At 55.8% G+C, this 10,102-nt stretch carries 9 protein-coding genes; 3 read left to right on the top strand and 6 right to left on the bottom strand.

What is annotated here, in order from left to right; genetic code table 11:
- Positions 1–118: 118 nt before the first annotated feature.
- Positions 119–991, top strand: coding sequence for a carbohydrate ABC transporter permease (locus IEY52_RS24600; protein WP_189008658.1), 873 nt, complete (start codon positions 119–121; stop codon positions 989–991).
- Positions 992–1,044: 53 nt separating this feature from the next.
- Here the strand turns inward: IEY52_RS24600 and IEY52_RS24595 are convergent, their stop codons facing one another.
- A complete protein-coding gene (locus IEY52_RS24595) occupies positions 1,045–2,070 on the bottom strand; it encodes a LacI family DNA-binding transcriptional regulator (protein WP_189008655.1) in 1,026 nt (341 codons plus the stop codon).
- Positions 2,071–2,990: 920 nt separating this feature from the next.
- Here IEY52_RS24595 and IEY52_RS24590 point away from each other — a divergent pair.
- Positions 2,991–3,134: a VOC family protein gene (locus tag IEY52_RS24590; RefSeq protein WP_189008652.1), complete on the top strand. Its 144-nt coding sequence runs from the start codon at positions 2,991–2,993 to the stop codon at positions 3,132–3,134.
- 159 nt (positions 3,135–3,293) lie between these two features.
- Here the strand turns inward: IEY52_RS24590 and IEY52_RS24585 are convergent, their stop codons facing one another.
- Positions 3,294–3,788 (bottom strand): MarR family winged helix-turn-helix transcriptional regulator, encoded by a 495-nt coding sequence (locus IEY52_RS24585; RefSeq protein WP_189008650.1) that lies wholly within the window; start codon positions 3,786–3,788, stop codon positions 3,294–3,296.
- A 94-nt stretch (positions 3,789–3,882) separates the two neighbouring features.
- Here IEY52_RS24585 and IEY52_RS24580 point away from each other — a divergent pair, with 94 nt between their 5' ends.
- Complete coding sequence (locus IEY52_RS24580) at positions 3,883–4,437, top strand: hypothetical protein (RefSeq protein ID WP_189008647.1); 555 nt, start codon at positions 3,883–3,885, stop codon at positions 4,435–4,437.
- A 76-nt stretch (positions 4,438–4,513) separates the two neighbouring features.
- On the opposite strand, the gene IEY52_RS24575 is transcribed toward IEY52_RS24580, so the two are convergent.
- The 4 genes from IEY52_RS24575 to IEY52_RS24560 all read right to left on the bottom strand — a co-directional run bounded on the left by IEY52_RS24575 (position 4,514) and on the right by IEY52_RS24560 (position 10,062).
- Positions 4,514–5,584 (bottom strand): alanine racemase, encoded by a 1,071-nt coding sequence (locus IEY52_RS24575; protein ID WP_189008643.1) that lies wholly within the window; start codon positions 5,582–5,584, stop codon positions 4,514–4,516.
- Positions 5,577–5,954 (bottom strand): RidA family protein, encoded by a 378-nt coding sequence (locus tag IEY52_RS24570; RefSeq protein WP_189008640.1) that lies wholly within the window; start codon positions 5,952–5,954, stop codon positions 5,577–5,579. Before IEY52_RS24570 ends, IEY52_RS24575 begins: the two co-directional genes overlap by 8 nt.
- A 4-nt stretch (positions 5,955–5,958) precedes the next feature.
- Complete coding sequence (locus IEY52_RS24565; RefSeq protein ID WP_189008637.1) at positions 5,959–7,572, bottom strand: N-acyl-D-amino-acid deacylase family protein; 1,614 nt, start codon at positions 7,570–7,572, stop codon at positions 5,959–5,961.
- Positions 7,573–8,103: 531 nt separating this feature from the next.
- Positions 8,104–10,062, bottom strand: a complete 1,959-nt coding sequence (locus tag IEY52_RS24560; protein WP_189008634.1) for a PAS domain-containing sensor histidine kinase — start codon at positions 10,060–10,062, stop codon at positions 8,104–8,106.
- Positions 10,063–10,102: the final 40 nt, after the last annotated feature.

Below are 10,102 nucleotides of genomic sequence, written 5' to 3'. Positions count from 1 at the left end.
TTTCCTGGGTGCTGTTCCTGGGCATCCTGGCCTTCACCGGCATCGTTTTCCGCGCCAGCAAGAAATGGGTGGTTTATGACCGGGCCTGAAGAAAAGGGCCTGAAGAAAGGGAGGGGTCATGATCGGACTTGAAAAAGCTTCCAGACGCACTGCCCTGGCAGGCAGAAAAAAGCACGTTGCTGGAACCGTGATGGCCTTTATTGTGGCGAGCCTGATCACCCTGAGTTTTGCAGTGCCGCTGTACTGGATGATTGTGACCTCCCTGAAGGGAGACAGCGAGGTGTTCTTAAACCCCCCCACCCTCTACCCCCACACCCTGGTCTGGGAGAACTTCAGCAAAGCCCTGAACAACATCCCGTTCTTTGATTACCTGAAAAACACCCTCTACTACGCTGTGTTTTCCAGCATTGGAAGTTGCCTGTCCAGTTCACTGGTGGCTTACGGCTTCTGCAAGATCCGCTGGGTGGGCCGCGAGTGGGTGTTCAATGTCCTGCTGGCCACCATGCTGCTGCCCAGTGCCGTGACGATGATTCCGACCTACCTGATTTTCCGGGACCTGGGCTGGACCGGAACCCTGCTGCCCCTGATCGTGCCTTCTTTCTTTGGGAGTGCCTACTACATCTTCCTGATGCGGCAGTTCATCCAGACCATGCCAGACGAACTCGCAGAGGCTGCCCGAATCGATGGGGGTTCAGAATTTGTGATCTTTGTGCGCATCATTTTTCCGCTGATCCGTCCTGTTCTGGCCGTGGTGTTTTTGCAGCAGTTCCTGATGGCCTTCAAGGACTTCATGGGACCGCTGATCTACCTCAGCGACCCCTCGCAGTACACGCTGTCTCTGGGTCTGCAGCAATTCCAGGGAGCCAACGGACAGGAATGGGGACCGCTGATGGCCTGTGCCACGATTTTCACCCTGCCATTGTTTGTGCTGTTCTTCTTCACCCAGCGCTACTTCGTGGAAGGTGTGACCTTCACGGGCATCAAAGGCTGAGAAGCCGAGGGCCCAGAGCCGAGGGCCGAGGGCAAAAGGCAACTCCGAGGGTTTCAACCGCTCTGGCGCACCACCAGATGCACTGGAACAGCAAACTTCTTCAGCACGGCTTTCTTATCGATCAGGCCCATCAGCAGTTCGGTGGCTTTGACCGCCATTTGCTCCACCGGGAAATGCACGGTGGTCAGTTCAGGCTGGATGTAGCGGGAGAACTCAAAGTCATCGAAGCCCACCACCGCCAGATCATCGGGGATGGAGCGGCCTGCTTCCAGTGCTTCACGGATCACACCCACAGCCATACGGTCATTGGCGGCCATCACTGCGTCTACGGGATGCCCGCTTTGAAGAAGTTGTTGAAAGGCGTTGCGTCCTCCATCGAAGGTCCAGTCTGCATGCACCACCAGTTCTTCCTGGTAAGGAAGTCCAGCCTGTTGCAAACCCAGTTTGTACCCCTCGAAGCGCTCTGCAGCAGAGTCGTGGGTGCAGGCAGGGGAAAGGGGTTGACCGCCCACAAAAGCGATGTTTGTGCGCCTCTGGCGAGCCAGGTGCTTCACGGCGTCCTGAAACCCTTCGCGGTGTCTGGCCCACACCGCAGGAAACGGGAGTTCAGGCATGAAGCGGTCCATGGCCACCATCGGGTAATCCCAGCCGTGCAGTTGTTCCAGCACTTTGTCTGGAAAATTGGAAGCCATCAGGATGGCCCCATCCAGCCTTCCCTGGTCAAAGAGTGCCCGGAAGCTGCGCAACTCGGGGTCCTTGTCGCTGGACAGGAAGTAGGGCACCACCTCGTACCCGTGCAGGCGGATGGTGTCGATCACGCTGGACATCACGATGCTCATGTAGGGGTCGGCAAAAGCTGCAGTTGCCGGGCCGTACAGCACATACCCGATGTGGTTGGACCTGCTGCTCCTGAGGGCACGGGCGGCATGGTTGGGCTGGTAATTCATGCGTTCCATCACGGCCATCACGTGCTCACGGGTGGATGCCTTGACGTTGGGGTGGTTGTTGAGCACTGCAGAGACGGTCTGGTGGGAGACCCCCGCCTCGGCAGCAACTTGTTTGAGGGTGGCACGGGCCATCTGGACTCTCCTTGCAATGCTGAACGTTCAGAACATTCTAACAGCCCTGCTGTTGCATTTCCAGCGTGACTCGGGTGGGGCAGAAAAGAACATGGTTTCTGAAACACCAACAGTCCTTTCAGCAGCGAACAGGAATGTTTTTCAACTGACAAAATAGAGCGTATAAATCCTGTCTCTGGCAGTGCATACCAGGCCTCAAGCAAGTTTTTCGTTTCTGAACGATAAGAACAAGAGGGCTCAAGCAAATCAAAACCGCCCACCCTGTCCTTTATGACCCTCCTGCGCAGCCCTGCCAACAATTCTAAAAATGCTGGCCAGAGCATGTGAATTCTAAAAAGTCTTGGTCTCTTTCTTCTGTCTCTCAAAGCCTGTCTTTTTGCGTACCTTAAATTCTGCACAGCGCCAATCCTTCAAGAAGCCTAAATTTGTATAGATCAATCCGTAGCACTTTCAGCTGGAATCTAAGACCATGAACCCAGCACTTAGAATATAAAATTCAATATTAAAGTTGATTACAATATATATCTAAGTCGCTTTGTTTTCTCATGGAAATTTTAAATTTATTCACAACCATGATGAAAACAAAAGGAGATTATTATGAAAAAGAAAATCGCTGTTCTTGCTGTTGTGCTCTTTGGCATGGCCTCTCTTGCCCAGGCCGCCCCACAAATTCAACCTCAGCCTGATGGTGTAAAAGTCAGTTCCGTTTCCCTTTGATCAGGAAGCACGCAAACGTTTAATGGTGGGTTTTCTCACCTTGGGAGACAGATGTCAAAATCTGTCTCCTTTTTTATCCTGCAATTGTCTCTGCAAGGCCACAAATTGCTCTAAAACACAGGTTTTCTCCTCCTTGAGCAGCGTAAAACCCATCCATTCAAGATCTGTTGCACCGCCAGCAAAGGTTCAGTACCCTGCCTGACATGACCCCACAGCAAACGAAACCCGCAGGTGTTCTGGCCTTTGCGCACGTTGGCCTCACCGTCAGTGACTTACAGCACACCATTGATTTCTGGCAGCAGGTACTGGGCTTCACCCTGCAAGGCACCACGGATGTGGGCTTCTAGCACATTGCCCTGAAGGTGAACAACCTGGATGAAATGGTCCGCACTTGCAACACATGGGGCTGGCAGATCAAAGGCAAAATTGCGCTGGTCCAGGAAAAGCCAGGTCCCATTGGTGCCCGACCCTCCCCTCTCCTGATCCCAACCTGACTGCTGCTTCATTCACCTTCCAGCCAGGTTCTTCCTGACATGCTGCAACTGTCCCAGCATGCTGCTGGCTTCCAGATGCTCGATGCCCGCAAAACCCTCTTTCAAAAGCGGAAACAAAAGCATCTGGGCCTGCTGAAAAGTCATGCGTCCCTGATCGTTCAGCACGATGTATTTGCGTCGGGCGTCCTGGGGGTCAGGCTGCAGTTCAATCCAGCCCTGCTCAGAGAGGTGCTGCACCATTTTGGTGACGGCGGGTTGCAGCAAATCCATCTGTTCTGCCAGATCGGTGATGCTGGCGGGGGTGCGCAAGAACATCAGGTGCGAGAGCAAACTGAGCTGGGAGAAATTCAGGTTCAGGCTTTTCAGGGCCTGATTGGCCCGGGTGCTGAACTGCTGGTGAATGATGGTGATCTCGCGAATCAGGCCTGCATACAGCAATGGTTGCGTCTCAATGGGGTTCTGGCTGGAGGGCTGAGGCAGGTTTTCGGGGTTTTCCTGGGGGTTCATGCTGCACCTCTTGACAAATGTATTCCTTGGAATATAACATACATTCCAAGGAATACATAGCAGCAATCCGGCAGCAATCACAGGAGGCACCACCATGAAAAACCTGATCCACAACCACCAGAAACCCTTCGGAATCCTCGCCCTCTGGACCCTGATCGCTTTGGTGTTCAACACCCTCTGCAATCAGGTGCTGACCTACAGCTACACCCTCAGCCAGTTCCCGGTGCCTTACTTTGTGGGGCAACTCTCCTTCAGTGCGGCAAAACTGACGGGTTACTTTCAGGTGCTGCTGGAAAAACACACCCTGCCCCTCTTCTGGCTCACCCAGTATGTGGATTTCTTCTTCATCCTCAGCGTGTTTTTGCTGCACTACTGCCTCACATTGCTTCCCTACAAAGCCTTCCAGAATTCTGCAAAACTGAAAACCCTCAGCCTGATGATGATGGGCATTGCCCTTGCTGCCCCCTTCTTCGATGTGATGGAAAACCTGGTTTCCTTCGTGCTGCTGCAAAACCCCCAGCACCTCTCTGAACCCCTCGCCCTGGTGTATTCCAGCTTCTCCGCCCTGAAATTCTCTGGCTTCATGGTCACCTACCTGTGGCTGGGTGTGGCACTGGTGATCGCTGCTGTGCGCAAGTTTCGCAAATAAAGCGCAAATACACCAGCAAGACCTCAAAACAAAAAGAACCCTTTGCAGGGTTCTTTTTTGCTGTTCTACACAAGGTTCAGCGCACTTTGCCTCTTGCCAGCACTGGCTGAACATCACAAACCACCCCAGAGCGGTGCAGCACCAGCGTGTCCTGCAGGTTCACGGTCACACAGACATGGTTGGGCACGATGCGCACCCGGTCTCCCACTTCTGGAGCAGGCTGCCCTGCAGGCAAAGTCACCATGGCATGTTCCTCGTTCAGGCGGGCAATGGTGGCTTCGGGGTATTCGAGCACCAGACCGTACCCTTCACAACCAGACACCAGATCGCTGCTGAGGGTTTTGGACCCTGCATCCAGAATGAACAGGCCGGGTTCGGGGGTGCTGAGCACCGTGGCATGCACGTGCAAAGCGCAATCCTGCAGGGTGGCGGCCCCTTTGTGCACCATCATGCGGTCATTGAAAATGTAGGTGCCCACCCGCAGTTCGGTCACACCAGGGCACAGGTGGGCGGTTCTGGCTGCAGGGGTTCCTCCCACAGAAAGGGCTGGAATGGGGGTTCCCTGGAACGCCTGCTGAATCTGCTGCACCCGTTCTGCAGTCTGGGCTGTCAGAGGATGCGTCACCAGACCGGCAAATTCCAGATCGGGGCTGTTCTGGATGAACTGCAGCAATTCCAGCGCTTGCTGGGCGGTTCTCACCCCGGTGCGGCCTCCTCCTGAATCAAATTCGATGTGCACAGGGAGGATGACCTGGGCTTGCTGCGCGGCCTGCTGCACAGCTTCCAGGGTGGGCAGGTTGTCTGCAGTCACCTGCACTTTTCCCCGCCGCAAAAGCCGGGCCAGACGCTGGATTTTGGCTGCTCCCAGGATGTTGTAGGTCAGCAGGAGGTCTTCACATCCAGCGTCTTGCATCACTTCGGCTTCACCCAGTTTCTGCACGGTGAGGCCCACCGCTCCCAGCTGCAATTGCAGCTTTGCCAGCAGGGGCATTTTGTGGGTCTTGATGTGCGGCCTGAGGTTCAGGTGGTGCTGGTCGCAGTACTGCTGCATGGCCCGCAGGTTGCGCTCTGCTGTGTCCAGATCCACCACCAGCACCGGGGTTTCCAGATCCCAGACAGAACCTGAAGTTTCAGGGAGGTCAGGCATCGGGCAGCACGGCAATGCAGTCGATTTCCACCAGAATGCCCAGCAAATCTGCAGCAATGGTGGTGCGGGCCGGAGGTCCATCCGGGAAAAACTCGCGATAGACGGCGTTGTAGGCCTGGAAACGGGTGAGGTCGGTCAGGTAGCTGTTGACCTTCACCACGTGCTGCAAATCTGTGCCTGCAGCTTCCAGGATGGTCTGCACGTTTCTGAGGGTCTGGCGCACCTGCTCTTCAAAGTTGTCTGGCACTTCTCCGGTTTCAGGATTCTGGGGTCCCTGACCCGACACGAACACAAAACCATTGGCCAGGATGGCATGGGAGTAAGGACCTGCAGGTTTGGGGGCATGGGGAACATTTTTGATTTCACGCATGGTTTCACCTCTGGGGAGCAAGAGAAGGGTTGAGGTTGTGGCTGAGCATTCGGCCTGGGTGGTTTCCCAGCAAACCACCCTGCTGCAGGATCTGGACACCGTTCACCCACACAGCATGGAGGCCCACTGGAGGCTGCTCTGGGTCCTGAAAAGTGGCCTGATCGAGCAAATCTTCGCTGAACAGGCACAGATCGGCCTGCATTCCAGGACGGATCAGCCCCCGGTCCCACAGCCCGAAACGCTGGGCAGGCAATGAAGTGACTTTGCGGACGGCCTCCTCAAGAGGCAACAAACCCGCTTTGACCATGCGGCCCAGCAACCTGGGAAAACTGCCGTAGGTTCGGGGATGGGCTTTGCCTTCCGCTCTGGGAATGCTGTCCGAGCCCAGCATGTGCAGGCGGTGCTTCATCACGCAGGACAGATCCGATTCATGAAGCTGGAACAGGATCATGTTGCTGGTGCCCCGGTCCAGCAGCAGCACCTTCAGCAGCACCTGAAAAGGAGAGCATTCCAGCAGGTCTGCAGCCTCTGTGAAACGTTTTCCTTCCAGGGGTTTCAAATCGTGGTGGGTGACACTGCTGATCTGCACGTTCTCCCAGCCAATCAGGCGGATTTTGGATTCCCAGCCAGGTTCATGGCCGTGTTCGGTGGCGGTTTGCAAATCTGCACAGAAAGCCGGGTCGGAAAGTTTTGCAAAAAGCACCTCCAGTCCCTGTTGCTGGGCAGAGGGGGGCAAGAGTTGCAGCACTGAACTGCTGCCTGCCGGGTAAGGATACATGTCGGTGCTGACATCGATCCCTCTGGCACGGGCCGTTTCCAGCAGGGTCAGGGCCTCCTCCACCTTGCCCCAGTTGGGTGCACCTGCAGCCTGCAGGTGGGACAGCAAACCCCTGGCCCCACTTTGTTCCAGCAGATCCAGAAATTCATGGACGCTCTCCAGCAAGCCGCCTTCGTAGCTGCGCACATGGGCGGTCAGCAGGGCTCCGTTGCGGGCCACCCCCTGGGCCAGTTCCAGCAGTTCCTGGGAATCTGCATAAGCCCCCGGAGGGTACACCAGACCCAGCGACAGCCCGAAAGCCCCCTGCTGCAACTGTGTTTCCAGCATCTGGCACATCTGCAAGCGCTCTGAAGGGCTGGCTGGACGCTGGCTGTAGCCCATTGCAGCCAGCCTCAGTGCAGCATGACCCACCAGAGACACCACGTTCACAGCGGCCCCCTGCTGGTTCAGACGCTGCTGGTAAGCCTGAAAATCTGCAAAAAACAGGTGTTCTGCGGTGGTTCCCAGCAGAGCCTGATAATGGTGCATCAGCAGGGCAGGATCACCTGCCAGCGGGTAATTGCTGAAACTGCAATTGCCCACCACCACTGTGGTGATCCCCTGTCTGGATTTGCAGGGATGGTCAGGCTGGAGCAGCACTGCAGTGTCATCGTGGGTGTGGCTGTCGATCCAGCCCGGAGAGAGGTACAGGTGCGTGGCGTCCAGGGTCTGTCTGGCAGGCAAAGGACAGTTTGGACCCAGCCAGACGATTTTTCCATTTTCCAGCCCCACATCAGACACAAACCAGGGGGCCGAGGTGCCATCAATGACCCGTGCCTGCCGGATCAAAACATCAAGCATGCTGTCTCCCGTCCAGACCTTCCATGCAGAAAAATGTCCTGCAGGATGGGTCTGAGAGCCTTATCAAATCTGAGCAATCAAATCTGGTCACATGGTAAGAGCTGCGTTGGGTGGAAGTCAACACAACCACCAGGACACAGCAGCCAGAAGAACGCACAAAAGCACATCAAGCCCTCCGGGTTTTGCATCAGGGGCCTGAAAACACCTGACACCCATCCAGTGAATCGATCCAACATGGATCACATGCACTCAGGACATTCAATCAAATCTTGCAAAAATGAATCAGAACACTCAAAGTCTGCGGGTGTCTATACGCATGGCAGACCAGCCGATGAATTGGTCTGCCTCAGGACAGCCCTTCCAGCCACCCTGTCTTCAGGACAGTCCCGAAAACCCATGCTCTGGGCTCTTCACAGGCTTCCCATGGAACAACCCCAAAAACAGGCCCTCAATCCTGCAATTTTGTGAACGTTTTTGTTGTTTCAGAAGACAATTTCATTTTAGAATAACGTTATTCTAAACTTGAAAATTCTAAACCTGAAGCCCACCTTCCAGAGGCAACTGCACCACCACCGCCGTGCCCTGACCCAGCTCGCTTTCAATCCAGATGTGACCCCCATGGCCTTCCACAATCCAGCGGGCAATGGGCAAGCCCAGTCCGGTCCCACCAGGATCCTCTCCACGATGACGGCTCTGGTCTGCACGGTAAAAACGCTCAAACACCCTTTCCAGGTCTTCAGGGGCAATGCCCACCCCATTGTCTGCAATGCGCAGCTCAGCCAGCGTGGGGTGCTTTTTCAGGGAGACATCCACCCGGCCTCCCAGCGGGGTGTATTTGAAAGCATTTTCCAGCAGGATCAGCAGCAGTTGCTTCAGACGGTCGCGGTCTCCCACCACCTGCACTTCCTCCAGGTCATGCAGTTGCAAATGATGCCCGATCTGCAGACGTTCCATTTCACGCCAGACCTCCAGCATCACCCCGGTCAGGCTCACCTCTTCTTCCTGGAACTCTATGCCAGCGTCTCCACGGGCCAGTTGCAACATGTCGTTGACCAGCCTTCCCAGACGGGTGGCTTCCCGCTGCACATCCCAGATGATTTCCCTCTGGTCGTCTTCAGGGATGTTCTGGTAGCGCATCAGGATGTCGAGGTTGCCCTGAATGGCCGTTAAAGGGGTCCGCAGTTCGTGGGCGGCATCCGCCACAAAGCGTTTTTGCACGTTCATCAGTTCCCGCAACTGGCCTTCTTGCTGCTCCAGCCTGCCCTGGGCCAGCTTGCGGTCATGGATGTCAATGCAGGCCCCAATGAAGCCCAGAAACATGCCATCTTCGGTGAAGCGGGGCACCCCACGGTCCACAATCCAGCGGTACTGTCCATCAAAGCGCTTCAGGCGGTATTCCAGCTCGAATGCATTGTGCTGTCCATAATGAACCTGGTACGTTTCCAGGCAGGCCTCCAGGTCCTCGGGGTGCACCCTTTCACGCCAGCCCTGACCCAGTTCCTGCTGCAAGGTGCGCCCGGTGAATTCCAGCCAGCCCTGGTTGAAAAACTGGCATTCCCGGTTTGCCGTGCCCATCCAGATCAGAACCGGAGCGCTGTCTGCCACGGTTTTGAAACGCCGTTCGGTTTCCTGAAGCAGTTTTTCCTGTTTGACCTGGGGGGTGATGTCGCGGGCAATGGAGATGATGTTGCCGTTCCCCTCGTCCGAAGTGTTCCAGGACAGGTAAACCACCTGCCCATTCTTGTGCAGGTACCGGTTGCGGTAATCCCGCACCATGGTGCCCTGCAGGATTTTCACATTCATGCCAATGGAAGACTGGCGGTCTGCAGGATGCATGAAATCGGTGAGCGGACGCCCGATCATCTCTTCGGGGCTGTACCCCAGCAGGTGCTGACAGGCCTGATTCACAGTGTTGATCACCAGCCCCGTGCGGGTAACAATCAAATCTGGGGTGCGGTCCAGAATCTGCTGCAAACGGCGGTTGATCTGGTCGGTTTGCTGCTGCAACATCTGGCGGTGCAATCCAATGGTCAGGGACTGGGCCACCTGCGCCGCCTGAATGATCGAGCCCAGATCTGGATCATAGGACGCTGTGGTGGCAGCGTAAATGAGCCCCAGGGTATCGTCTGGCAGCCTGAGGGCACAGCAGAACAGGGTGTCCAGGCCATAAGCCTCCATCAATGCAGCTTCCACTGCGCCCATTTCACTGTGCTGGCGGGTCCACATCACCTGAATGCGCTCCGCCTGCTGGGCACGGTTTCCCAGAGAAGGTTCATTGAGGTCAAGGCGTGCAGATTCCAGCAACTCAAGGTCTGATCCGTGCAAACCATAAGTCCCCAGGGGCTTGAGCACCCCTCTGGAAGCCTGTGGATCCTGCAGCCACACCGCAGCCTTGCTGCCCCGCAACGCCTGGGCAAACAGTTCTGCGAACTGGTCTTCTGCATGTTCAGGCCAGCGCAGGGCAAGGTCTGGAGGTTGTAATAATGTCATGCGTGGCTCCCAGGGAAAATGTGGCAGTGCAAGTGTGGCA

Origin of the sequence: Deinococcus roseus, from assembly GCF_014646895.1 — a bacterium.
GTDB classification, from domain to species: Bacteria; Deinococcota; Deinococci; order Deinococcales; family Deinococcaceae; genus Deinococcus_C; species Deinococcus_C roseus.
The sequence above is the reverse complement of the archived record's forward strand: the minus strand, read 5'-3'. Positions and strand labels throughout refer to the sequence as shown.

What these genes read in the sequence shown, in the direction of transcription:
- IEY52_RS24600 (WP_189008658.1), top strand. Translation starts at nt 119, where the DNA reads ATGATCGGACTTGAAAAAGCTTCCAGACGCACTGCCCTGGCAGGCAGA.
- IEY52_RS24560 (WP_189008634.1), bottom strand. Translation starts at nt 10,062, where the DNA reads ATGACATTATTACAACCTCCAGACCTTGCCCTGCGCTGGCCTGAACAT.
- IEY52_RS24580 (WP_189008647.1), top strand. Translation starts at nt 3,883, where the DNA reads ATGAAAAACCTGATCCACAACCACCAGAAACCCTTCGGAATCCTCGCC.
- IEY52_RS24595 (WP_189008655.1), bottom strand. Translation starts at nt 2,070, where the DNA reads ATGGCCCGTGCCACCCTCAAACAAGTTGCTGCCGAGGCGGGGGTCTCC.
- IEY52_RS24585 (WP_189008650.1), bottom strand. Translation starts at nt 3,788, where the DNA reads ATGAACCCCCAGGAAAACCCCGAAAACCTGCCTCAGCCCTCCAGCCAG.
- IEY52_RS24565 (WP_189008637.1), bottom strand. Translation starts at nt 7,572, where the DNA reads ATGCTTGATGTTTTGATCCGGCAGGCACGGGTCATTGATGGCACCTCG.
- IEY52_RS24575 (WP_189008643.1), bottom strand. Translation starts at nt 5,584, where the DNA reads ATGCCTGACCTCCCTGAAACTTCAGGTTCTGTCTGGGATCTGGAAACC.
- IEY52_RS24570 (WP_189008640.1), bottom strand. Translation starts at nt 5,954, where the DNA reads ATGCGTGAAATCAAAAATGTTCCCCATGCCCCCAAACCTGCAGGTCCT.
- IEY52_RS24590 (WP_189008652.1), top strand. Translation starts at nt 2,991, where the DNA reads ATGACCCCACAGCAAACGAAACCCGCAGGTGTTCTGGCCTTTGCGCAC.